General features: G+C 36.7%; 16 protein-coding genes. 6 read left to right on the top strand and 10 right to left on the bottom strand.

All coding sequences use genetic code 11. The features are described from left to right. Nucleotides 1-6: 6 nt before the first annotated feature. The 4 genes from ABVM49_RS09090 to ABVM49_RS09075 all read right to left on the bottom strand — a co-directional run bounded on the left by ABVM49_RS09090 (nt 7) and on the right by ABVM49_RS09075 (nt 4,090). The gene (locus tag ABVM49_RS09090; RefSeq protein WP_405201586.1) at nt 7-852 is read right to left on the bottom strand and encodes a universal stress protein; all 846 of its coding nucleotides are present in this window, start codon (nt 850-852) and stop codon (nt 7-9) included. Between the two features lie 74 nt (nt 853-926). Then, on the bottom strand, nt 927-1,736 hold the full coding sequence (locus ABVM49_RS09085; protein WP_405201585.1) for a universal stress protein: 810 nt from the start codon (nt 1,734-1,736) through the stop codon (nt 927-929). 73 nt (nt 1,737-1,809) lie between these two features. Beyond that, on the bottom strand, nt 1,810-2,856 hold the full coding sequence (locus tag ABVM49_RS09080) for a response regulator (protein ID WP_405201584.1): 1,047 nt from the start codon (nt 2,854-2,856) through the stop codon (nt 1,810-1,812). A gap of 4 nt (nt 2,857-2,860) precedes the next feature. Beyond that, a complete protein-coding gene (locus ABVM49_RS09075) occupies nt 2,861-4,090 on the bottom strand; it encodes an ATP-binding protein (protein ID WP_405201583.1) in 1,230 nt (409 codons plus the stop codon). A gap of 130 nt (nt 4,091-4,220) precedes the next feature. On the opposite strand from ABVM49_RS09075, the gene ABVM49_RS09070 reads away from it, so the two are divergent. Beyond that, nucleotides 4,221-4,625: a hypothetical protein gene (locus ABVM49_RS09070; protein ID WP_405201581.1), complete on the top strand. Its 405-nt coding sequence runs from the start codon at nt 4,221-4,223 to the stop codon at nt 4,623-4,625. Nucleotides 4,626-4,682: 57 nt separating this feature from the next. Here the strand turns inward: ABVM49_RS09070 and ABVM49_RS09065 are convergent, their stop codons facing one another. From ABVM49_RS09065 to ABVM49_RS09050, 4 genes are all read right to left on the bottom strand, one after another. Further along, nucleotides 4,683-5,519, bottom strand: coding sequence for a universal stress protein (locus ABVM49_RS09065; RefSeq protein WP_405201580.1), 837 nt, complete (start codon nt 5,517-5,519; stop codon nt 4,683-4,685). Next, on the bottom strand, nt 5,519-5,830 hold the full coding sequence (gene hpf, locus ABVM49_RS09060) for a ribosome hibernation-promoting factor, HPF/YfiA family (RefSeq protein ID WP_021778516.1): 312 nt from the start codon (nt 5,828-5,830) through the stop codon (nt 5,519-5,521). The genes ABVM49_RS09065 and hpf overlap by 1 nt, the downstream gene beginning before the upstream one ends. A gap of 72 nt (nt 5,831-5,902) precedes the next feature. After that, entirely contained in the window at nt 5,903-6,160 is a 258-nt protein-coding gene (locus ABVM49_RS09055; RefSeq protein ID WP_405201579.1) for a hypothetical protein, read from the bottom strand. Nucleotides 6,161-6,274: 114 nt separating this feature from the next. Next, the gene (locus ABVM49_RS09050; protein WP_405201578.1) at nt 6,275-6,499 is read right to left on the bottom strand and encodes a hypothetical protein; all 225 of its coding nucleotides are present in this window, start codon (nt 6,497-6,499) and stop codon (nt 6,275-6,277) included. Nucleotides 6,500-6,617: 118 nt separating this feature from the next. Here ABVM49_RS09050 and ABVM49_RS09045 point away from each other — a divergent pair, with 118 nt between their 5' ends. Then, a complete protein-coding gene (locus tag ABVM49_RS09045) occupies nt 6,618-7,379 on the top strand; it encodes a patatin-like phospholipase family protein (protein WP_375252909.1) in 762 nt (253 codons plus the stop codon). Nucleotides 7,380-7,435: 56 nt separating this feature from the next. Here the strand turns inward: ABVM49_RS09045 and ABVM49_RS09040 are convergent, their stop codons facing one another. After that, nucleotides 7,436-8,287 carry a universal stress protein gene (locus tag ABVM49_RS09040; protein ID WP_405201576.1) on the bottom strand — a complete coding sequence of 284 codons (852 nt, stop codon included), beginning with the start codon at nt 8,285-8,287 and terminating at the stop codon, nt 7,436-7,438. Nucleotides 8,288-8,464: 177 nt separating this feature from the next. Continuing rightward, nucleotides 8,465-9,856 carry a vanadium-dependent haloperoxidase gene (locus tag ABVM49_RS09035; RefSeq protein ID WP_405201575.1) on the bottom strand — a complete coding sequence of 464 codons (1,392 nt, stop codon included), beginning with the start codon at nt 9,854-9,856 and terminating at the stop codon, nt 8,465-8,467. A gap of 588 nt (nt 9,857-10,444) precedes the next feature. On the opposite strand from ABVM49_RS09035, the gene ABVM49_RS09030 reads away from it, so the two are divergent. From ABVM49_RS09030 to ABVM49_RS09015, 4 genes are all read left to right on the top strand, one after another. Beyond that, nucleotides 10,445-16,195, top strand: a complete 5,751-nt coding sequence (locus tag ABVM49_RS09030) for a M14 family zinc carboxypeptidase (protein WP_405201574.1) — start codon at nt 10,445-10,447, stop codon at nt 16,193-16,195. Between the two features lie 24 nt (nt 16,196-16,219). Then, the gene (locus tag ABVM49_RS09025; protein ID WP_405201572.1) at nt 16,220-16,414 is read left to right on the top strand and encodes a PID-CTERM protein-sorting domain-containing protein; all 195 of its coding nucleotides are present in this window, start codon (nt 16,220-16,222) and stop codon (nt 16,412-16,414) included. A gap of 322 nt (nt 16,415-16,736) precedes the next feature. After that, entirely contained in the window at nt 16,737-23,672 is a 6,936-nt protein-coding gene (locus ABVM49_RS09020; protein ID WP_405201570.1) for a choice-of-anchor D domain-containing protein, read from the top strand. 201 nt (nt 23,673-23,873) lie between these two features. Continuing rightward, the gene (locus ABVM49_RS09015; protein ID WP_405201569.1) at nt 23,874-25,307 is read left to right on the top strand and encodes a glycosyltransferase; all 1,434 of its coding nucleotides are present in this window, start codon (nt 23,874-23,876) and stop codon (nt 25,305-25,307) included. Nucleotides 25,308-25,376 lie beyond the last annotated feature (69 nt).

Here is a 25,376-nt window from a genome sequence, read left to right as displayed (position 1 = left end):
AGCGTTTTATCTAGGTAAGTTTTGTAAAATAAGGAAGGGTATTTTGCTATTAAGCCCCACTGTATCTATGGCAGATGTATGAAGTAAGGTTTCCATATACGTATGCTTTGAGTTTACCATAACCAGTAGGTTTACACCTTGGTCTTTGATGTACTCATTTATAATAGAAGCGACATTACCCTCGTCTTTTCTAGTGTAGTTTATTACGCTTTCGCGAAAGCGGTATTCCCACAACGTTTTTACATCTTCTTGTCGTAAGGAGAGTCTATCATAGTTTGAGATATAAAGCAAATCTACCGTTGACCTGAAACTACGTGCTAGGCAACTCACAAGCTTGAGTTCTCTATTTTTATAAGGAATCATAAGTGTCGAAGGGAATAATATACAATCTGGTCTCTGGTACTTATAATCAAGTGGAATTCCTAAAACCGGGCACTTTACATATCGTATTACCTGTAGTGTATTACTACCGTAGGTGATATTTCTGTCTGCAGTTTTACCCTGTGTACCCATAACAACGAGGTCTGCATTTTCTTTATTAACAAGTGTGTTAACCTCATCTAGTAGCTTCCCAAAAAGCGCTAGAGTCTCAAAAGTGTGGTTTGGGTTTGGAGATACTTGACGTGCATTTTCAAGGGTAGTGCTCAGTTTTACCTCGCTTTCTTTTCGTTTAATCTCCTTATACTCATCAAGTATATCTCGAGAGATTACGGCTTTATTTTCATACACCTCATCTGCATACGTATGTAATAAAATAAACTTGCTCCTCTCATACTTAATGTATATCATCGCACAGGTAAGTGCATTAAAAGCGTTTTCTGAAAAATCTGTTGGTACTATAATTACTCGCATAATGTATCCTTTTTTGATACTCAAATCTATGCGCTTTATTAGCCTTAAACTATGACTTATGCCACCTCACAGATCTACTCGTGTACGATGAGAAAGGGAATATTTTTATGATAGTCCATTTCTGTATGAAGTGAGGGAGAGAAAAGTATATTTTCTGATAGGTTTATATTTTTTGCAAATAAAATAACCATATCTACCTGCTGTACATCTATAAAAAACTGTAGTGCCTCATCCATAGTTTTTTGAATCACAAAGTGAAAACTATGCTGTATACTATCTAATGCTCCTTTAAGAATAGACTTATTAGCCTGTTGTGCCGTTGTAAGGGCATTACCTTTTTTTGATAATTGAAGCACATTAAGATGTGCTCTAGTGCGGTTTACAAATTCTTTTATATGATTTGTAGCCTCTGTGCGGTGCTTAAAATTATAGTCTGTAAGTAAGACAACTTGCTGTGGAGTAAAACAACTAAAATCCCTAGGTACGATAAGTACTGGACATTTTACTCGAGCAATAATGTGACGCACGTGACTATCGCTCATATCTTCACAAAATATATTAGGATACCTTGTGCTCATTACTATAAGATCTATTTGATTTTCTGACACGGCAGATCGTACATCTGCTATAAACTCACCCTCCCATTTAAGAGGTATTAATACCTGACCACTAGCTTTCTTAAGTTCTAACTTCTTAACCCAAGAAGAAAGTCTTACTAATGGTGCTTGAGTAATCACATCACTATCACCTTTACAATAGTCGTGCTCTTCAGAAAAAAACAAATAAAACCGTACTCCCGCATTTTTATATAGATTGAGCGCGCACAAGGCAGCTTGCCAAGATTGCTCAGAAAAATCAACAGGAATAAGAATATGCTTCATCATAAATACATTGAGTGGGACAAATGTATTTTATGAAAAGTGGTTAAAGAATGATAAAAATCAGTTTTAGAATAAATTACTCTACACTCTGTAAACCATCTACATCAAGTAGCCTGATATTACGACCCTCTATGGCTATGAGTCCGTCTTTTTTAAATCCAGACAGCGTTCTTATTAAACTCTCTGTAGCAATACCTGCGACACTTGCGAGATCATTTCGCGCTATTTTTATACCTTCTTGTGGTGTCTTATTAAGAATTTCTGCAAACTGTAAAATAGTTTGAGCCGTTTTTTTGCGCACAGAGCTATATGCCATTTGTAAAAGCTGGTCTTTAATATCTGCAAGATTATCTGTGAGGAGCTCCATAAGCTCTAAGGAAACATTTTTACTTTTTTCTAGAATGGCTTTGAGTTCTTTTTTACTCACTCCTACTACTGTCACTTCCTCCATTGCCGTGGCAGACTCTTGATATGCAAGGTTATCTAAAAATGAAGTAAAACCTAAAAAATCGTCTGCCTTAAAGAGAGCTGTAATGAGTTCTTTACCACTCTCATCCATTTTATGAGTCTTAACTATGCCTTTGAGTATGAGGTACACCATATTAGAATGTCCTCCTTCCTTATAAATTTCTTTTCCTTTTTTAAATGTAAACTCTTCACCCTCATCATCAAAAAAGTTTTTGAGCTCATTAAGACTTCTTAGTGACTCATCATCTCCTATTTGAGATTGCTCTTGGTTTTTTGCATTAAGTATAATGGCTTTTGCTATACGACTCTCTATAGCGCTTATCAATTCTTCCTCCTCAAAAGGTTTGGTGAGATAATCATCTGCACCCATATCCATTCCTTTTCTTATCTCTTTGTGCTCAGTTTTGGCAGAGAGAAATATGAATGGAATGTGGCTTGTAGTAGTATTACTAGAGAGTGCCTCTAACACGCCATAACCATCTACCTCTGGCATCATAATATCACAGACAATCACATCTGGTGGTGATGACTTTGCATACTCAATACCCACACGGCCATTGGGCGCAGCGGTTACATCATAATTTGATAACTCAAGCAGCTCTGCTGTGTTTTCGCGTAAAGCGGCATCATCTTCTATAATAAGTACTCTTTTCATAAAATCAGTTTTGAGTGGTAGGTATCATAATGGTAAAGGTAGAACCTTGATTTAAAATACTTTTAAAGGTAAGGCTACCTCCAAGGTTTTCTATATGGCTTTTTACAATATTGAGTCCTATACCTGTACCCGCATTAAGTAATGCATTTTCTGCTCTAAAATAACGGTTGAATATAAACTTTTGTTCGTGCTCTGGTATTCCTATTCCTTGATCTCTTATTGTTATAAAAAGCTGCTTTTCATCCTGTTGTATATCTATATAGACGTTTGTGTTTTCGCCAGAATATTTTACGGCATTATGAACCAGATTTGTAAGAGCAAGTTCTAGTATTTTTTCATCAAACTCAATCACAACATCATCTGCCTCTTTTGGGTAATGTATTTGCTGTCCATCTTTAAGGTGCATATTTGCATCATAAATCACTTCGCTTAGCACTTTACTTAAATAAACTTCTGTAAACTTATAGTTAGTTTTACCAGTATCTAATCGCTCTACAGACAAGAAATCATCAATTATAGTATTAAGATATTTAACCTTACTCTTTATAATATTGAGATGTTTTTCTCTCTTATCTTGCTGGTCTTCTCTTGTATATTTTCCGGCTAGTGTGGCAGAGGTAAGTATACCGCTTATAGGGGTTTTAAACTCGTGAGATACTAGTGATAAAAACTTAGTTTTAAGTTCATTGAGCTCTTTCTCTTTTTGAAGTGCTTCTTTTGCATTATTCTCTGCTTCTACTCGCAGTTGTACCTCTTCTTTAAGCTTACTTACAGCATCTCTAAGAGATTCTGTTCTTAATGCAATTTTTTCTTCTAGAGTGCTATTTAGGTTTAAGATTTGCTCCTCTTGTGATTTACGTACTGTAATATCTGTAACAAGCGCCATCACATATTGTTTATCGTGCAGTACAAATGGATTGAGCCCAGCCTCTACAGGGATTTGTGACCCGTCTTTACGCAAGCCGTACAAGTCTCTCCCAGTACCCATCTCCCGCTTGTCACTATGGTCAATAAATTTTTTAAAATGACCACCGTGTGATCCGTGATAACGCATAGGTATAAGAGTCTCTAGCTTGCTACCTTCTAGCTCATTTGACTCATACCCAAAAATAGTTCTAGCAGACTCATTTGTAGCGACTATAATCTGGGATGAATCTACCACTACAATACCCTCTGAAGCGCCTTCAAATAGAATAAAAAATGCCTCTTCTATACTCTCTTCTAAAAATTTCATAAATTAAAAATACAACTATTAAAACAATCACCTGTTTCCTATTTAAATACTTAAAAAAAGTCTTGTAAATGATATATATCATAGATGGCGGTCAGGCTCAAGACTATTTTTGATTCTTAAAACTAATATTATGGAAACAACTAATAATAAAGATGTTACTTTCTATCATAACCTAGGCAAACTTTTTTATGCCATCGCTGCAGTAGATAAGGTTGTGCGGGATGAAGAGTTTTCTAGATTGCAATATTGTGTTTTAAATTATTGGCTAGAAATAGATGATTTACAAGATGCCTTTGGGACTGATGCGGCATATCTCATCGAGATTGTATTTGAAGGAGTCGAAGCTTTTAATGAAGACCCTCAAAAAATGTTCAGTGACTTTCTAGATTATAAAAATGAGCATCCTCATTTTTTTACCATTGAGATTAAGAACATTATTTTACAAACGGGATGGGAACTTGCTCGTTCATTTTCAGGCGTAAATAAATCAGAACTCATAATGCTAGGTAAGTTGGAACTGGCATTATCGGTTTAAATCCTACAAAAAAGGCTCTCGATTGAGAGCCTTTTTATTAGAACAGATAATTTACAATTACATTTTAAACGTAAACACTGGCATTTTAGAGTGATTAACTAACGCCTCTGCAACGCTACCTCTAAAAAAGTGAGACAAGCCCTTACGACCGTGAGTAGGTATAGCCAGCGCATCTGCATTAACTTTTTCTGCATATTCATAAAGACCACTTTCTATAGAGTATCCATTTATAATCACAAGGTCTTCTTGATGTAACGGTTTTCCAAACTCTGCAATACGCATAAAAGATGTCATATCTTCTTCTATCTCTTTAGAGCTTCTAAAACGATCTGCAGGTAGATTGATATACACCAGGTGTACCCTTGCTCCTAGCTTTTCAAATAATGGGATAGCTTCTCTGTATGCTGTCACATTTTCTGTTTTAAAATCACAAGCAAACACTATATTTTGTGGTATGTACTCCCCTTCTCTATCTTTTATTACCAGCACAGGTATCTCTGAGCTTCTTACTACTTTTTCTGTGTTTGAACCTACAAACTCTTCTCGCAATCCCTTTGCTCCGTGTGACCCCATAATGATGAGATCTATCTTCTGCTCTTTTGCAAGTTTATTTACTTCTTCAAAAATCTTATAATTTTGAAGAACCTCTGTGACCTTTACCCCCTTCATATAGGGTTTATCAAGAAAAGTTTCAAACTGCTTTTCGGCTAGTTTCATATGGTACACTCCTTGAGCAATACTATCACCTTCACCGTGAGTGAGTACAGCATCAGATAAGCCCATCATATGAAGAACTAAAATCTCTGCGTTGTACGCTTTCGCGAAAGCGGAAGCCGTCTCAAGTGCATTTTCTGACTGAGTTGAAAAATCAACTGGAACTAAAATCTTTTTCATTATGAGCTTATATTTTGGTTAGTAAATTGTGCTTTCCGTTTTTTGAGCTGCACATCCAGATCTGAAATGGTTTCCTTTACAGCCACCTCAAAATTTTTCTCTTGTGATTGAGCAAATATGCGGGGCCCAGGCACGCTTAATTCTATCTCACATATAGCGTTATGATGCGTTTGTGCGGTTTCTTTTTTGATAATAACGTTTGCCTTTATGAGCCAGTCATACCTCTTAAAAAGTTTGACTAGTTTATCTTCTATATATGTCGTGAGTGCTTCACTTCTATCTATCTTAACATATGCTATCTGTACATCCATATTTACTTGATTTTAAAAGATTATGAGTTAAAAGTACGGCTCATTTATAAGGTATAATATGATATATATCAGCTACAGTGATCTTCTTATAGCTACTGTAATGGCGATTGTATTAAACGATAATAAGTCATTTCCAGAAGTAGCATCTATACGGTGAGAAGAACTACTGTACCTCAACTCTGGTAGTATGGACCAATGCCCGAGACTCTTAATACTCATACCTAAACCTAATTGCGTCCCTATGGCATTTTTTGATTCAAAATTTGCAGTTTCAATAACGCTACTAGAAGCAATATTTGAGTAGGTAAATCCTGTCCTTACATAAAACAAATGCTTCTGCTTCTCTATAATTTTAAAATTGAAAAGTGCACCTAAGACAACTCCCTTTTGAGTATACTCTATATCTTCTTCATTGCGAGACTCATCGGTATCAAAACGATTCCATCATAAACCTGCATATACACTTGTACGGTTACTTGCATTATAGACACCTGTGAGTTCTATACCATTACCTATACGTAAGTTTTGATCTAGTACAGTACGTGTGGAAAAATGAAGTGTAGGACGTAACTCTACATTATATTGTTGCCCATAACTTTGTAATGCAATAAGATTACATAACATTAAAAAACCAATTTTTATAGCGAGATGATGACGTGATATTTTCATACTCAAATCTAAACGGTGTTACGCCATAAGCAAATGATATTTATCATAGTTAAGATCTCCTAGTGACCCCGTAGTTTCAACCATAATCTACTATCTTGCATACCCAATACCATATATTATGAAAATAGGACTTGCATTATCTGGAGGTGGTATAAAAGGAGTTGCTCACGTGGGTCTCCTCAAAGCTTTTGATGAGTATAACATTAAACCCGCGTTTGTAACGGGTACAAGTGCTGGTGCCATTGTGGGTGGACTTTATGCTGCAGGTTATGACTGGGAGACCATTTTAGACTTTTTTAGAAAAACTTCTATTTTTAAACTAAGCCGCTATGCTCGTAGTAAACCCGGAATACTAGACTCCTTAAAGTTTGCAAATGATCTTGCCACATATTTTCCAGAAGATAGTTTTGAAACCTTGCAATTGCCACTCTCTATAACAGCAACCACAGTCATATCTGGGGAGCAACATATTTTTAATAGTGGTAGCCTCATTAAACCTATTATCGCATCGGCATCTTTTCCTGGAGTGTTTACTCCTATAGATATAGATGGGACTTTATACTTTGACGGCGGGGTGATAGATGATTTTCCTGTAGAGCCGCTAGTTCAAAATTGTGATTACATTATAGGGAGTTATGTAAATCCTCTCAGTGCTATGAGCATCACTGCCCTAAAGCACTCATACCAAGTACTTAACAGAGCTTATGAGATAAACCTACATCATCGTGTAAAAAACAAGTTTGATATGTGCGATATCCTTGTTTGCCCAGATGAGCTCTCTAAATTTGGCACTTTTAGTATGCGCAATGTTGAGCGTATTTTTCAAATAGGTTATGCATCTGCTTGTGAAGCTCTAGAAAAACATTTTACAGTGTCTTAATATAAATGATGTTTAAATGTATTGTGTACCGCTTTCGCGAAAGCATAAATAAACACCTATTCATCACTACAGTCGCATAAAATAAGTAAAGGCACTTCTGTTGAATTTACAATTTTAGAAAGATGAGAGTGTGAGAAGAAACGCTCTAAAAACGTTTGCCTCCTTGCCGAAAGTATTTGAAGCTGTATGCCTTCTTCTTTTACAAAAGCATTTAACTCCTTTATAGGGTCATCACTAGTAATTACGTGATAATGTAATGATACTTCGGGATATAATTGCTGTATCACTTCACTCTCTGCATAACAAGCCTCGGGCTGCATTTCTAACGCAAAGGTTAATCTATGTACACTTACTTTAGGGCTATAACGTGTAATCACCTCATCAAATAATTGTTTGCCACAGCTCTCAAACGTATCATCATAATCAAGCAGGTATTGTATATGCTCAAGTTCTTGATATTTATAATGCTCTGGAATGACCAGTACGGGACAATTTACCTTGTTTATAATGCGTAATGTATGTGAACTAAAAATAGCTTCCAGAATTCCCGAGTTTCCATCTGTACCACATACTATGATGTCTATATTATAATTTTGAACTGCCTGAGTGACAGCATCTGTAAACACATCATAATCTACGTGACTCTCAAAGGTAAAAGTACTGTCTTTAAAGGTGCTTTTATAGGTTTGAAGTTGTGTTGTAAGGTCGCTTCGGTTGTCTTTAAGTAAGGCTACATCTACACTGCTTTTGGGATTTGCAGCCATAAGGTCGTCCATTGTAAAGTCCCACACTTTTTGAATACTAAGCAAGTGAAAGGTACAATCTTGACCTTTAAAAAATTGAAAAGCAAAGTGATGTGCATTATCTGACTTAGGTGTAAAGTCTGTGAGAAGGAGAATATTTTTCATAGTATCCGTTTTACAAGGCCAAATCTAATGGCAACTTTTTATTGAAACTATGATATTAATCAGCCCCGAGGAGATAATTTTTTTACTGGTCTAAGCTATATTATAAGTAAATTTATAATGTGAGTGGGTATTACGCTTTCGCGAAAGCGTACAAAAGCCCCTTTATAACAATGCTCCCTAGTTAGTCAAATTATAGGCGTTAACCGCATCTGAGACTTCATAACCCAGTCGCAATCCTTCTGTACAGTCCATCTCTATATGCACACCTAGCGGTATTCTAGAGTAACCATTTTCTTGTGCCATATCTGTAAAAGATGTAAACTGTCTAGGTGCTCCTCTAAATTCTGTCCTCCCCTCGTGAGATCTATCTGTAAAGTTTATATCGTTACCAAATGCATCTATAAAAACTCCTGCCGCTGCAGATGCAAATGCTGAGTGTCCTGAGGGATACCCAGGAAATGACGGGTTAGGCCAGTTTATAAATCTATAAAGGTTAGTTTCATAAGTGGGGTCAATATGTTCTTGTATATAAACACTAGGTCGCATTACCATATACTCATACTTATCTGCCCAAGTAGATACCGCAGCATCATTAAGTGAAAACCCTAATTTGAGTAATAGTACAAGAGATGCTGTAGGGCTAGTATCATACTGCCCTATGAGCTGGTTTGCTATAGACACTTGGTGTCCGGGAGGACTTGTCATAAGTCCCTCTACATCATCAGACCAAAACTCTGCAATCCATAAATCTTCATTATTATCTTCTCTAGCTGTATTATTAGTAGTGTATACATCCATCATTTGAGTATAAAACTCACTCCCTACTTCTGTACTATATGCTACCGGTGGTGCAACTGTAGTAGTCTCTTCTGAAGAGATTATAAAAGTTCTTGCTTGATCCCAATATGGAAACCAAGCTCTTTCCTCATCTGCACTATAGGTCCAGTACCCTTCTCCTACTGGAGGTTCATAACTAAAGGGCTGCGGGTCTGTTATTTGAGATTCGGCAGCTGTATCTGTTTGACTATATGCAATAATTTGTTGTGCAACGTAGGCTCCCCAGCTTTTTGAATTTACGATGGTCTCTGCACTAAGACCTTCTACTAGCTGTGCTTCTTGTGCATCTCTATACTGAGTAATTTTAGCATCGTAATCTGCTTGTACATTATACATAAAATGGTCAAAAACGAGACTGTAACACGTGTTGAGTGCCAGATTAAGAGATATGTTACTAGCTATTTCTGAATTGTTTATAGTGAGACCATTTAAGTTACTAGCATTTGATATATAACCATCTATACTAAATACGGCCGTCTCGTAGCCTGCAAGATGTATATATGCGAGTGCTCTAGAGGTGGCGGTAGGTCTCATACCGTATGCATATTGATCAATTTCTAGCCAAAGGTTAGTCCAATCTGAAACAAGCTGTGTTGTAGGATTACTTACTGTAATTTGATTAAAAGCAATGTCTGAAGGTTCTAGCACCTCAGGTAACGTCACCTCATCATCAGAACAAGATTGCAAGGTCAAAAACACAAGCACTACCGCACCAAAGATTCTTAATTTCATACTTTCTATATTACTCATTGCTGGACTAAAATTATCTAAATTTTAATAAAAAGATCCAATTATACTTCTAAAGTAAGGTAAATATAGTCCTTTACTCACTTTAATTTGACAATTGTGTAGCTACATTATTAAAACTGATATGTCTTTTATTATGTCAATATCACTGGAATCAATACATTAATTATCAAATAGTTACAATTGTCGATATTATACTACAAACGAAAAAAATCACACATACAAATATTCGTTTAGTCGATGAAATACACTAAAGCATCTGTGAAATACACAATTTTAACATTTATCTTAATGTATCGTTAATATATTTAACTAGTTTTACGCGTCTAAAATTCCCAAGATTTTAAACAACCCAAATTAAAAACTAAACCTACTTAAATTATGAAACAAACCTACCTCAAGGTTTTAACCCTTTTTTCTTTACTTATAATTACAACTACTTATAGTAAAGCACAAGAAGTTCATTCACCTTCACAAAGTCATAATCATAATTCGCATAATCAAAGTTCTATGTTGAATAATGATAGTGTTAAGCGTGTTATAATTAATACAACAAACCCTGAAACATTAAAAATGTTATATACAAAAGGGTTTGATTTTGCTTGTGGTAGTAAAGGAGTTGCGACAGGTATTCAAATCGATTTGAATAATAATGAAATTGAGATTCTTGAAGATTTAAATATTCCTTATGAAGTTACTATAGAAAATTTAGTAGACTTTATAAGCGCTAGAAACAATGAAAAACTTCCAGAGGCAAAGGCTCAACTACAACAACTTAAAGACTTGAGTATAGGTTTAAGCCCAAACTCTTCTAAAAGTCTTAACGAGAATACCAGGTCCTTTAGTCAAAGCTCAGAAAGTATTCCTAGTGCAATACAATATGATGGCTGTGCTGAGATAGATTGGACTCCTCAAAACTTCGTACTAGGTAGTATGGGAGGTGCATATAATTATCAGGAGATTTTAGATGAACTAGCAAGGATGCAACAATTGTACCCTAACATTATCACTGTAGTAAAAGATGCTTCACCTACTAATCAAAAAACACACGGCTACACAGGTACAAATCCAGACATAGATCCACAAACTATGTGGTACGTAAAAATTTCTGATAATCCAGATATGGATGAAGCAGGTGAACCTCAATCATTAATTACGGGTGCCGCACACGCAAGAGAAGTGAGCAGTGTTATGAATATAATTTACTATATGTGGTATATTCTAGAGAGCTATGATTCTGACCCACTTATAAAGAGTATGATTGATCATCAAGAATTATATTTTATACCAGTAATTAATCCTGATGGATATATTTATAATGGAATACAAGCTCCTAATGGTGGTGGAAATCAAAGAAAGAATTTAAGACCGGGTACTGGTAATGGACAATACACACAAGGTGTTGATCTTAACAGAAACTCACCTTACTATTGGGGAATAGATGATAGTGGATCTTCACCTTCTGTTACTGCAGGGACTTATAGAGGTCCTACCCCAGCTTCAGAACCTGAAACACAAATTATTGCAGATTTTATACAAACTAAGGATATTAAACTAGCAGTAAATCATCACTCTGGGTTAAACTCTATTGTTACCTCTTCATATAACGGAAGTACTAGCGCTGCTCCTTCTGGAAGAGAAGATGAGTTTCAAGAACTAATGCAAAATGTCACTCACTACAACCGTTACATTCACGGTTCTGCGCCTAACACTTTATATGAGGCAAACGGTGATTTTAATGACTGGATGCTCGGAGGCCCTCCGGTAACGACTAATCCATCTGGTGGAGGAACGTATACAAATTCTGGTTCTGGAAAAAACATCATTGCATTCACACCAGAAAATGGAGATGAGTTTGCTCCAGATCCTTCTCATATTGTCTCTATTGCAAAAAGAGCATTACGTATGAATTTAATTACAAGTCTCTCTGCAGGTAAGTATGCACAACTACACGACCTTACTAATGCAGATATTACTCCCTCTAACCAGACACTTAACTTTGCAGTTGAATATATAGGACAGACACTAGATGACCTTACCCTTACTGTAACACCAGTAAGCTCAAACATTGCCTCTATTACACCACTAAGCGCAACGGCCCTAAACGGAATGGCAAAACTTGAACAACGCGAGGTAAGTTTTCCGATAACATTTAATGGTACGCCACAAGCTAATGAGCTTATTGAATATGAAGTAACATTAAGTAATGGTGATTTTGACATCTATAAGGCGGTATATCGTAAATATTACAATCCGACTGTCGTAATAGATGCAGACGGAATCTCAAACTGGACAGGTAACTGGGTAAATTATACAAATGGATATAATGGTAGTACTAATGCTATATCTGTAGTATCAAGTGGATCTTATGGGAATAATATAGTAAGAACAACAACTTTGAATAATGCACTAGATTTAAGCACGTCAGACGGATTTATGATTCAATTTAATGCCTTCTGGGATATTGAGCGTAATTTTGACTTAGTACAGCTTGAAGCTTCAACAGATGGGACAAACTGGACTGCTCTATGTGGTAAATACAATAAACCAGCTGCTCCTACTTCTGTTAATAATCACTTTAATAACACAAAAGGAGGACCTGGAAATCCAAGTAGTCATCAAGAAGATAATGGAACCTATGTATATGATGGTGATCAAATTGTAGGAGGAGCAAACAAATGGGTGATGGAAGAAGTGTTTATTGACTTCGAGAATAACACTCAATTCTTAGGAGAAACTGGAGTGCAACTTCGTTTTAGGTTTGATAGTGACGTAAGTAACATACAAGATGGATATAACACTGATTTTGCAGGTTTTGTATTTGACAACTTCAAAGTTTTGTCTCTTGACTCGTACGCGCCTGAATTATGTGATGATGCAGTAATTAACAACTTTCCTCACACAGAGAGTTTTGAAAACGGCTTAGGTGAATGGTCACAAAACCAAGAAGATGACGGAGATATGTTTCGTTTTTCTGGGGGAACTCCATCCGGAACCACAGGACCTAATAGCGCAAGTAACGGTTCATTTTACCTTTATACAGAAGCTACCGAGGATACGGATGCACCAGATGAAAATTTAGGTAATAATGCAACTGCTATTCTTACCAGTCCTTGCTTTGATTTATCTAACGCAACAAGTGCCACATTTAACTTTGACTATCATATGTTCGGTAATAATATGGGTAATCTAGTTGTAGAAGTGATAGATGACGAGAGTTTTACTTGGACCCCTCTATTTACACAAAACGGAAGTACTGGAGCACCACAAAACACCTGGAGTTCTGAAAGTGCTGCTCTGACACCATATTTAAATAAGACTATTAAAATAAGGTTTGTTGCGACAACTGGCAATGATTTTTCTAGTGATATCGCAATTGATAATCTAGAGCTTACTGCTATTATAGATGATAGTGTTCCTCCAGTTGCGTCTTGTCAAAATATTACAGTATCATTAGGAGCAGACGGATCAGTAACAATTCTGCCATCTCAAATAGACAATGGATCTACAGATGATAATGCAATATCAGATTTAAGTCTAGATATTGATACATTTGATTGTAGCAATATAGGTAATAACACCGTTACACTTACAGTTACAGACTCTGGAAACAACTCAGATAGTTGTACAGCTACTGTTACTGTCGAGCCATACATCACCCCGCCTGCTAACCTTTCTGCTTCAGCTATTGATGCTACAACGGCAATACTAACTTGGGATGCAACAGTGGGTAGTGACTATAGATTACGCTTTCGCGAAAGCGGAACAACATCTTGGACCGCATCAAATCTTACTACAAATTCATTAAGCTTGGATTCCTTAACTCCAGAAGCCACATACGAGGTACAAGTAAGAGCAAATTGTAGTACAGGTAACACGCCATATAGTGCTATAGTAAATTTTACAACAACGGCAATAATGTATTGCGATGCAGCAAGTGCAGATACCTCTGAAGAGTACATCAGTAATGTAACTCTTTATGATGGTACTAACGATATTATTGATAATGACTCTGGAGCAAATACTTTGGGTTATGAAGATTTTACCGCTATCAATGCAAGTATTAAACAAGGTGCTACCTTCTCAATATCAATAACAAAGGAATGGCCTGGAACAAATTATGATGAAGCGATCGGTGTCTGGATAGATTACAACAGAGATGGAAGTTTTGATGGAGTTAATGAAGAGGTATTTATACAAGCAGGTAATCAAATAACACCTGTAATTGAAAATAACCTCACAATACCTTTAGATGCAACATTAGGAGAGACAAGAATGCGTGTAATAATGCGCTACCAAGTCACTCCTGAAGCCTGCGGAAACTTCGATTATGGTCAAGTTGAGGATTATACCCTAACAATTTTACCAGCATCGACAGATTATGTTTATGACAATGGGTTATGGACACCGCAAGATCCAAGTGGTATTGCAACTATAGATGACAATATTCAAGTGCTATCTGGAACCACAGCCCTAACGGCAAATACTTTTATAAATAATGTAACTGTAAGCCCAGGTGCAACACTTGATCTAGGCACTACTACCTTATCTACTGCAGGTAATATCACAAATACCGGTGCGCTTACGGCTAGCGATGCAACTGTAGAACTAAATGGTACAAGCGCTCAAAGTATTTTTGGTAATGAGTTTGAACTAGGTTCACTTACCTTAAATAATCCAGCAGGCGCTATACTTTCTGCACCATTAAAACTTACAACGTTGCTAACACTTACAAATGGTCAACTTAACACAAGTAACCTACTTACGCTAGGCAGTGATGTAAATGGTACGGCTATGGTAGATGTTATTACTGGAGGGAGCATTGTAGGTAATGTTACAACAGAACGTTATATACCCGCAAGAAGAGCCTTTAGATTACTATCAAGCTCTGTTACTTCTACAACAAGTATTAATATAAACTGGCAAGAAGGTGGTAACAACACGGGTACTAACTACCCAACAGATAATGTAGATCCTAATCCAGGTTATGGTACCCACATCACAGGCTCTACCACTGGAGAAAATGGTTTTGACGCTACAGGTTCTGGTAACCCTTCACTCTTTGCTCTTAATAATGGAGCACAAGCTTGGGAAGCTATTACAAATACAGATGTGACAACACTCACAGCGGGAACTCCATTACGACTTATGGTACGAGGTGACAGAAGTATAGACCTAACAACTAACGCTGCTACACCTTCTAACACGACACTTAGAAGCACTGGAACGCTGGCAACTGCAACTATCCAAACCACTGGAGCAGACCTAAACCATAATGCAGGAGCTTTTAACTTTATTGGTAATCCATATCAGGCATCTGTAAATGTAAACGATGTACTTGCTGGATCTAATAACATAAAGGCAAGTGAAGTATGGGTATGGGACGCAACCCTTGGTGCTAGAGGACAGTATGTAACCGTATTACTAGATGGAACTGGCTCTAGCAATGGTGCTACTTCAAAAAGCTACCATTACATACAACCAGGACAGTCATTCTTTACAGCTACTGAAAATACTGTAGGCGATAACTCTACCTCTGTTGTGTTTAATGAGACAGATAAAGCTGTTGGTAACGATGTAACTGTTTTCAACAATAATGCAACGACGTTTGCTAGCTCGTCACAACTTATCGCAAAACTTTATAGAACTGACAGGTACGGTACTTATGCAGGTTTACAAGACAATTTTGTAATCCTTTATGATAACAATTACAGTAATGAGTTAACTAGTGAAGATGTATCAAAGTTTTATAACATCGATGAAAATATGGGAATCTTAAAAGAAGGTACCCTCCTTAGTGTAGATAAACTTGCTATGCCTACAGAAAATGATGAAGTACAACTCTATAATGCCTTATACAGAGTATCTAATTATACATTAGATATTACGGTAAACGGTTTTAATGAAGTTACACCTTATCTAGAGGATACCTACACAGGGGAGCTTACAATGCTAGAGAATGGTCTTAACACAATAACTTTTTCTGTAGATGAAACTATAGATGCAAGTATAGACGCTACTCGATTTAAAATAGTTTATCAAGCTCAAGCGCTATCTACAGAAGGTAATGAGGCCATAGATTTTGCAATGTACCCTAACCCAGTAACAGATGGGACATTATCTCTTACAGCCACAAAACTTGCAGGATTAACTGTAGATGTTACCATTACAAATCTCTTAGGGCAGCAAGTCATTGCACAACCAGTTTCATTTACTGGCGCTACCGCTACCCTAACTAATTTACATAACCTAAAAGCAGGTGTTTATATCCTATCCATTACAAGTCAAGATGTAGCTATATCGCACAGAATTGTAATTCAATAAAAACACCAACTTAAACTTACAATAATGAAAAATTCAATATTCAAAAAATATATGTTAAGCACCTTGTTTATCGTTTGTATATCAACAAGTGCCTCTGCTCAAATTAGTTTTGGAAATGATGTAAATGATCAGGCGCCTGCAGCACCCATAGACGGTTTTGTAACCTTAGGTATTGTAGCTGGAGCATTCCTAGGCTTACGGAAAAGATTTAAAGATTAATTTTAAATCTTATTAGAAAAAGGAGAGGTTATCTTAGTATAACTTCTCCTTTTTTTTGCGCTTTCGCGAAAGCGTAAACACTCTAATTGTAAAACTCACTGGAATACATATGTATTTCATCGATGATAAAATACACCTTATCTAAAATAAATAAGAATAAATTAAGTGATAATTTTTAAAAAACATCGATGAAATACACAAATTACAGTTGAATTACGCAATTTTAACACATTTTAACTGTTTTGATAATGAAATTTAGTAATTTAGCGATCCCAACTATTTTTGAAGACCCTAAGGCTCCTTTAAAAGACAATATTGTAAGATGAAAAAAAATACTCCCTCTATGCTATTTTGCACGTTTGTGCTTATGGTTATTTTTTCTATTCAACCACTATTTGCTATTTCTATAGTAGATGAAGAAAACTTCTTTGCTTGTACTGGACCAGTAGTTGGTATGGGATATCAAGAGAGTTTTGAAAGTGGATTAGGACAATGGTCTCAAGATATTAGCGATGGTGGTGACTGGACACTATCTACAAATGGTACGCCATCACCTAACACAGGTCCTAATTTTGCAAGTCAAGGCAATAGATATTATTATACTGAGGCTAGTGTTGGGGCGAACCCAGGGCCTAATACTAACACTAAGCTTATTAGTCCTTGTTTTGATCTAGCTGGGGAGACAGATGCTTTTTTTGCTATGGATTATCATATGTATGGTGCAAATCAAGGCACACTTAGCATAGATATCAGTACAGATTCTGGTACAAACTGGACGACTCTTTTCAGCACATCTGGACAATCACAAGTGAATAGTAATGATTTTTGGTCAACAGCTACGGTTGATTTATCAAGTTATACTAATACTACTTTTAATTTAAGAATTTCAGGTACTACAGGCGGTGGCTACCGAAGTGATATGGCAATAGATAACATAAGAGTAAAAAGAACATCAAATTACTGCACTCCATATGCTATTAGAAATCCATCTACAATTACAAGGGTTGCGATAAATACTATTGACAACAATACTCCTATTCAAAATAATGGATATTCTGATTTTAGCTATTTGACTACAGATCTTGAACAAGGTTCTACATATCCACTTACCGTACAGGTAAATACTAATGGGAATTTTGCGTTTAGCACGAGAGCTTGGATTGACTGGAATCAAGATGGTGATTTTAACGATGCCGGAGAAGAATATAACACGGGTACTGCTGTCAATGTTACTAATGGAGCCACTTCAAATTCCCCATTAGGTATAACCGTACCTGCCGGAGCAAACTTAGGTTATACCGTTATGAGAGTACAAAGTAAATGGGACGGTACAGCTGGTCAACCTTCACCTTGCCTAGCAAACAACTCTTATTACGGAGAAACAGAAGACTATGGAATAAATGTTACTTCATCGGTACCTATGCCAGAGATAGCCATCTCTGGACAAGGCATTGTAATACCTGATGGAGATACAACTCCAGCTGTTAATGACGATACAGACTACGGTACAATAACTGCAGGAACTACACTGAATCATACATTTACAATTACAAATTCTGGTACAGCGGTGCTCAACTTGTCTGGCTGGACTCTAGGAGGAACAAACCCAGGTGAATTTACCATTACCACCCCCCCACCGGCCACTATAGCAGCTGGAGCATCTGCAACATTTGTAATAACTTATAATCCTACTCTAGGAGGAACCCACGACGCAACTTTTACTGTTACCAATAATGATAGTAATGAAAATCCTTATAATTTTAATATTACTGGAGAATCTTTAGGGCCAGAGCCAGAAATTGCAATCGATGGCCTAGGAAATCAAGTTACTGATGGAAGTACAACACCTGCAGTAAGTAACGCAACAGATTTTGGAACAAGTCTTATCGGGAACTCTAAGGTTAGTACGTTTAATATTAATAATATAGGTTCGGCTAATTTGTTACTCACTGGTGCTTCCCCGTATGTTCAGATAACCGGTTCTGGATACTTCTCAATTACCCAAATACCCGCTAATAATATAATTCCTGGAGGAGGATCTACAACGTTTGAAATCACTTACACACCCTTATTACCTGGGGTTCATACGGCAACTGTAAGCATAGCAAATAACGATAGTGATGAAAATCCTTTCAACTTTACAATCACTGGACAAGGAGTAATTACTACTTCTCCAGAAATCGATATATCAGGAAACGGCGTAACCATAGTAAATGGCGACACTACCCCTTCTACAGCAGATAATACAGACTATGGTAACACCTTTATAGGCTTATCTACCACTAAGGATTTCCTTATTACAAACTCTGGAACGAGTGACCTCGTACTAAACGGAACACCTTTAGTAGAAATCACTGGTGGAGGTAGTGGAAACTTTAGTGTTTCATCACTTCCAGATACTGTTATTCCCGCAGGAGGATCAACTAGTTTTCAAATCACATATTTCCCAGGAGCTGTAGGAACTCATAATCCAACAGTAAGAGTTAGTTCTAATGACAGTGATGAAGATAATTATACTTTTGAACTTTTAGGAACATCATCTATTGACACTACACCACAATATACTATTTATCACGAAGGCTTTGATATAAACGATGGAGGTTGGACTGCCAGTAACCCTGGAGGGAATTCTGTATGGACATATGGATCAAATGGTATAGAACCAGGTACAGAGGGTGACTACTGGTACACCACAAATTATGCTAATTATGCATCTAATTCTAACACATATGCCACAAGTCCAACAATTGACTTAACTGGATATCAAAATTTAAAATTACAAATAGATATACGATATAGAACCCCTGAGAATAATGATGGGATGCGCGTAGAGTATTTTGATGGCGCAACTTGGACTGTTCTAGGCGCTTATAATGCCACACCCGTTGACAACTGGTATAATTCTACAAATGTTGTTGCTTTTGGTAGTGGAGCAGATGGGTGGTCTGGAGTAAATACAGAAGGTGCAGGCTCTGGTCGTTCTAATTTTGTAAGAGCTTCAATAGCCTTACCTCCCACTCTTAACAACAATGCCTCTACAAGACTTCGTGTACAATTTAGATCTAATGGATCGGCTGAATCTGTAGGAGTTAACTTTGACAATGTAGTAGTACAAGGAGACCCTATAATACCATTTTCAAATCCATCAGAAGGACCAGCTAGTATAACATCCAATCTAAAACTTTGGTTAAAGTCTAATGCAGGTACAGGTGCTACCACTTCAGGAAGTCAAATAAATACTTGGAGTGATATTGCTTTTGATAATGATGCAGAGATTGCTAACAATGCTGCTCCTATTTATTATAATAGTAGTGTTGAAAACATCAATCATAATCCCGTAATAAATTTTGATACAACAAATGATACCCAACTCAAAGGAAAGGGTGGGTACTATACTGACGAATACTGGGTCGTTATACAATCTGATGGAACGATTAATAGTACTACAAATCAAGAAGGTGTTTTAAGTGGGCGAATTACAGATGAGCAATTTGGTGAAGACGGTACAGGGCTATGGATTAATCCAGGATCGGTTCGTTTTACCGGACAAGACAACATCATAAGTCATATGATAGGTTCTACACCATCAAATACTTCATCTGGGAGTGATGGAAGTTACGGTAGAGCATATGTAAGCTCTACAGATTCGATGGATAATGAGGTATTGATTTTAAATGTAAAATATAACTCAGCAACAAACCAGTCTGAAATTTATAGAAATGGTAAGAAAATTGACAACTACACGGGTAGAGCTTATAACCAATCAAACGGTACAATAGGTGGTAATCTAACCTATAGTAAAGTTAGAAACTCAAACTATGTACTGGGAGTGGGAAGAATCACAGTTGCTGGTACGCCATATGACTCTCACTTTAATGGAAAAATGACAGAATTTATTAGCTATGCAGTACCTAATTCTAATTTGGATCAGAAAAAATTACAGTCATATCTTGCTCTTAAAAACGGTGTTACTTTACATAGTATAAATAGTACTACTACTTCTAGAGAAGGTGATGAAGATTATGTTGATACTGATGGTAATGTCATATGGGATACGGCAGTAAATATAGGATATACTTACGACATAGCTGGTATAGGTAGAGATGACGACGCAACACTTAACCAAAAGCAATCTACATCAAGTAATCCAGGCGCTATGATTACTATGGGACTTACGGATATTTATGATACAAATTCTGACAACATTACAAGTAATGCAAATACATTTACAGATAAGAACTTCCTTATATGGGGTAACAATAACGAATCGCTAGCAGCAGCAGCACCTATTTCTGTTGATATGAGTAATGGTATTGCTGGTTTATCTACGTTGGTAGATTTTACCGCCATTAGAAGAACTTGGAAGGTAGTTGAGACTGGATCTGTAGGTGAAGTGAAAATTTCAATTCCAGAAGTGAGCTTAACAGCAACAATAACACCTCCTGGTAGCTTCTTAATGTTTGTATCTGACACTCCCTCATTTAGTCCAACTTCAGAATACAGAATTATGAACGTCGTAGGTGATAACCTTGAGACTACCTATGATTTTGATGGCACTAAATATATAACTTTCGGTTACGCTCCTGAGTACTATTATGAGCGTTCAATTACCTTTGATGGTGTAAGAGATTATATGGATGCAGATGATGTTGCAGATTTAACCGGACCATTTACTATTTCTGCTTGGGTAAAAAGAGGACCCAACTCCGGTAACAGAGAGATTATTTCAAAACGTAATGTTCCTTTTACTGAAGGATACTCTTTAAGACTAAACGGAGCATTTAGACCACGTATATTGTGGAAAGATGCTGGCGGTACAACTCGCGCATTCAATGCGTCTACACCACTACCGCAAGATGAGTGGCATCACGTAGCAGTAATATATAACGGTACACGTGCAACTTTTTATATAGATGGGGTTGAAGATAATGGAAGTAATCTTCCTGCACCTGCGACCTCTAGCCAACACCTTCTTATAGCGGCTACAGACCACGCAAGTCCTTCAAACTTTTTTGATGGAACCATAGACGAAGTAAGGATATGGAATGATGACCTTACGCAACAGCAATTACAGTTCATTATGAACCAAGAAATTGAAAGGTTTACAGATGCCTCTGTAGTAGGGAAAATTATACCTCAAAATATTTCTAAAAATGAAGTAGCTACTATTCCTTGGAGTAACCTAGAATTATACCTACCTATGAATAGGTACACGTTTACAAATGTTAAAGATGAGTCTGACAACAACCACGTGGCTGCTATAAAAAATCTAGAAACTGTAGATTTTCAAACAGCTCCTCTACCATATGTTTCTGAAAATAATGGGGACTGGACTAATAGCAACACTTGGGAGAATGGTAGTACACAACAGATACCTGGCGCTGTTTCCATAGTAGATTCTAATGAGACTATAGACTGGAACATTGTTCAAACTTCACATAATGTAACTACTAATGAAAATAACACAGTCTTAGGCCTAGATGTTATAACAAATGAATTAAGTATTGAGAACGATAGTAAAATTGAAGTCTCTCACTATTTAAAACTAGATGGTTTAATGGATTTAGTTGGCGAGTCTCAACTTATCCAAACAGAAAATAGTGACCTTGACTTAGCTAGTTCTGGTAGGCTAGAAAGAGATCAACAAGGAACATCAGACACCTTCTCATATAACGTCTGGTCTTCGCCTGTTGGTCTTGTAAATACAAGCACTATAAATCAAGGTCATTCTATTTCTACTATAATGAATGATGGTACAGACCCTAATAGCCCAGCAGCAATGACTTTTGCAACTGGATATAATGGAGCACCAACCTCTCCTGTAACAATAAGTGACTTTTGGTTATTTACATACCGAAACAATCTTGCAAATACCTACAGTGCTTGGGAGCATATAGGTAACGCCGGAAACTTAGTTGCGGGTGATGGATTCACGATGAAAGGACCAGGAACTGGAGCAGTACCAGACCCACAGAATTATACATTTATAGGAAAACCTAATAATGGAACAACAGCACAGCCTATAAACAAAACAATTAATGCAGGTAATCAATATCTTGTTGGTAATCCATTCCCATCTGCTATAGATGCAAATACATTTATAAACGATAACCCTCATCTAACTGGAACCTTACTTTTCTGGGAGCACTGGGGAGGCGGTAGTCACTACCTGTCAGATTATCAAGCAGGGTATGCTTTATATACCTTAAGTGGTGGTACACCAGCAGTAAGCCATCCAGCTGTGAGTCAAACTGGATCTGGAACTAAAACACCAACTCGTTTTATAGCAGTTGGCCAAGGGTTCTTTGTCGAGGCTGTATCAACTGGAACTACTACTTTTAACAACAGACAGAGAGCGTTTGCAAAAGAGAGTACCTCTTCTACATTCTTCTTTAATTCTGATCAAGAAGAAGATACAGACGACAGTAACATTGAAGATGCCGTAGTACAGGAAGAAGATCTTAGAGAAAAGTTTAGAATAGGATTTGATTCACCTAGTCAATTCCATAGACAATTGCTTATGACAATTGATGAAAACACAACTTTTGACTACGACAGGGCTTATGATGGCGTTATCACATCAAATCCTACTGAGGATATGACTTGGATGCTCGAAGGTGAAATGGCTATCATACTAGGAGTACCTGCTATCGAAAACGATCGTCAATTTCCGGTAAGAGTTACTTTACCTATAGATGGTGAGATATCAATAGGACTAGATTACTTAGAAAATGTTAATACAGATAATGTATCTGTTTATGTTCTTGATGAACTTTTAGGTACTACAACAGAAATTACAAATCTTCAAGACAAGTATACCATAACACTCTCTGCAGGTACTTATGAAGATAGATTTTACATCGTTTTCCAAAGAGCAGAAAGTGAAGACCAAGAGGAAGAAGAAACTACAGATGAAGAAGAGCAAGAACAAACTGAAGAGGAAACTACAGAAGATGACGAAGTAGCTCAAGATACAGATGTAGAAGAAGAAGTCGTAATAGAAGACACTTTTGAATCTGACTCTATTAGTGTGTATTTTAACACAGATTCACAAGCAATCATAATAGACAAGTCTCAAGATTACGAAATAAAATCGCTGCAGTTGTTCAATATTCTAGGGCAACTTATAAAAGATTGGACTCCAGATAATGAAGCTACACATATAGAACTCCCTGTTCTAGACGTTGCTCCAGGGGCATATATTCTTAATATAGAAAAGCCACAAACTATGGAGACTCAAAAATTAATTATTCACTAGCATTGCTTATATAAGCAAGGTATTATAAAGGCTTTCATCTGGAAGCCTTTATTTTTTTGCGCTTTCTCCCTATTTTAACATCTAGCACTCATAAATCTTAGGGTAAAGTTAATTACAGTATATAGATGTTAAATAACATTCAGTCGGTAGTCCAAAGATTCTCAACTGGCGTAAAACCATTCAAACCATTGTTAAACTTGAATGAATCCAGATATGAATATAACAACCAATCCATCAAGAGAAATTCCCACAACTGTATCTCATAATAAAGAACATAACCCACAAAACTCTTTACAGAAAAACTCAAAAAACCCTTGGGGAGTATTTGTACTTCTAGCAACTTTTTTACTTCTAGCCGTTTCGGCATATATCGCATATATGCTTCGTTATGATTTTTCACAATTAGACTTTGAGCGTAAGAGCTCGATATTTGGTTATGGCTTTATGACCTTTGCTTCTACCCTACTAGTTTTTAAAAGTGGCTTCTTTATCTATACTTTATATCACTATTTCAAATACAAACCTGTAGCATCAGTAAGTGATCAAGAGCTACCTACGTGTACAGTAATAGTTCCAGCATACAACGAAGGAAAACAAGTATATGCAACCCTCAAAAGTCTTGCAGCTAGTGATTACCCTATGCACAAACTAGAACTACTTTCTATAGACGATGGTAGTCAAGACGACACTTGGTACTGGATGCAAAAAGCAAAGAAAGAGCTAGGTGATCGAGTTTCAATCTGCCAGCAGCCTAAAAATATGGGGAAACGTCACGCCTTATACAGAGGTTTTAATGAAGGCAAAGGTGACATCTTCATCACAGTAGATAGTGACTCTATAGTAGATGCAAATACCTTAAGACTATTAGTAAGCCCTTTTATAGGTAATAAAAAGTGTGGAGCTGTAGCAGGAAACATACGCGTGCTCAATAAAGAAAGAGCTCTATTACCAAAAATGCTAGATGTAAGCTTCACCCTTAGTTTTGAGTTTGTAAGAAGTGCAGAGAGTAACGTAAATTCAGTATTATGTACACCAGGAGCACTAGCGGCATACAGAAGAGATGCAGTTTTTGCTTGCCTAGATGAATGGATTGATCAAAAGTTTATGGGCAAATCTTCAGATATAGGAGAAGACAGAGCGCTTACTAATATGATCTTAAAACAAGGACTGCACGTGCTTTTCCAAAAAAATGCATATGCCTATACTAACGTTCCAGAAAAGTACAAAGGCCTTTATAAAATGTACATAAGATGGGGACGTAGCAACGTAAGAGAAAACCTAGCTATGGCAAAGTACGTGTTTACAAACTTTAGAAAAGAGTCTAAAGTAGGCGCAAGATTGTTATTTGTAAATCAGTTTTTAACTATTTTAATGAGCTACCCATTTCTCATATTTATGCTCCTATTTGTAGCAACACATCCCATTTTATTTTTAACGTCAACTCTTGTAAGTATTTTAATTGTCACCACTTTTCCGGCTTTATTTTATGCAAGAAAGTACACTCCATCTGAGTCATTCTGGGCATATACTTACAGTCTTGTCTATACCTTTGGTTTATTTTGGATAACTCCATATGCCATTGCCACCGCAGGTAAAAGCGGCTGGTTAACCCGTAGTTTACCACAAGCAGCATAAGTACGATGTATTAAAAAAAGCCCTCATTATTATTAATGAGGGCTTTTCATTTTTATAGATAATTACGCT

The sequence above is a fragment of the Dokdonia sp. LLG6352-1 genome, from assembly GCF_045055815.1.
In the GTDB taxonomy this organism is placed as follows: Bacteria; Bacteroidota; Bacteroidia; order Flavobacteriales; family Flavobacteriaceae; genus Dokdonia; species Dokdonia donghaensis.
Note: the sequence above shows the minus strand (reverse complement) of the source record. Positions and strands in the feature narration are given on the sequence as shown.

Bases quoted from the DNA above. Each gene is read 5' to 3' on its own strand.
- ABVM49_RS09030 (WP_405201574.1), top strand. From the start codon at position 10,445: ATGTTATATACAAAAGGGTTTGATTTTGCTTGTGGTAGTAAAGGAGTT.
- ABVM49_RS09090 (WP_405201586.1), bottom strand. From the start codon at position 852: ATGCGAGTAATTATAGTACCAACAGATTTTTCAGAAAACGCTTTTAAT.
- ABVM49_RS09070 (WP_405201581.1), top strand. From the start codon at position 4,221: ATGGAAACAACTAATAATAAAGATGTTACTTTCTATCATAACCTAGGC.
- ABVM49_RS09025 (WP_405201572.1), top strand. From the start codon at position 16,220: ATGAAAAATTCAATATTCAAAAAATATATGTTAAGCACCTTGTTTATC.
- ABVM49_RS09050 (WP_405201578.1), bottom strand. From the start codon at position 6,499: ATGAAAATATCACGTCATCATCTCGCTATAAAAATTGGTTTTTTAATG.
- hpf (WP_021778516.1), bottom strand. From the start codon at position 5,830: ATGGATGTACAGATAGCATATGTTAAGATAGATAGAAGTGAAGCACTC.
- ABVM49_RS09075 (WP_405201583.1), bottom strand. From the start codon at position 4,090: ATGAAATTTTTAGAAGAGAGTATAGAAGAGGCATTTTTTATTCTATTT.
- ABVM49_RS09040 (WP_405201576.1), bottom strand. From the start codon at position 8,287: ATGAAAAATATTCTCCTTCTCACAGACTTTACACCTAAGTCAGATAAT.
- ABVM49_RS09015 (WP_405201569.1), top strand. From the start codon at position 23,874: ATGAATCCAGATATGAATATAACAACCAATCCATCAAGAGAAATTCCC.
- ABVM49_RS09085 (WP_405201585.1), bottom strand. From the start codon at position 1,736: ATGATGAAGCATATTCTTATTCCTGTTGATTTTTCTGAGCAATCTTGG.
- ABVM49_RS09035 (WP_405201575.1), bottom strand. From the start codon at position 9,856: ATGAAATTAAGAATCTTTGGTGCGGTAGTGCTTGTGTTTTTGACCTTG.
- ABVM49_RS09080 (WP_405201584.1), bottom strand. From the start codon at position 2,856: ATGAAAAGAGTACTTATTATAGAAGATGATGCCGCTTTACGCGAAAAC.
- ABVM49_RS09045 (WP_375252909.1), top strand. From the start codon at position 6,618: ATGAAAATAGGACTTGCATTATCTGGAGGTGGTATAAAAGGAGTTGCT.
- ABVM49_RS09065 (WP_405201580.1), bottom strand. From the start codon at position 5,519: ATGAAAAAGATTTTAGTTCCAGTTGATTTTTCAACTCAGTCAGAAAAT.
- ABVM49_RS09020 (WP_405201570.1), top strand. From the start codon at position 16,737: ATGAAAAAAAATACTCCCTCTATGCTATTTTGCACGTTTGTGCTTATG.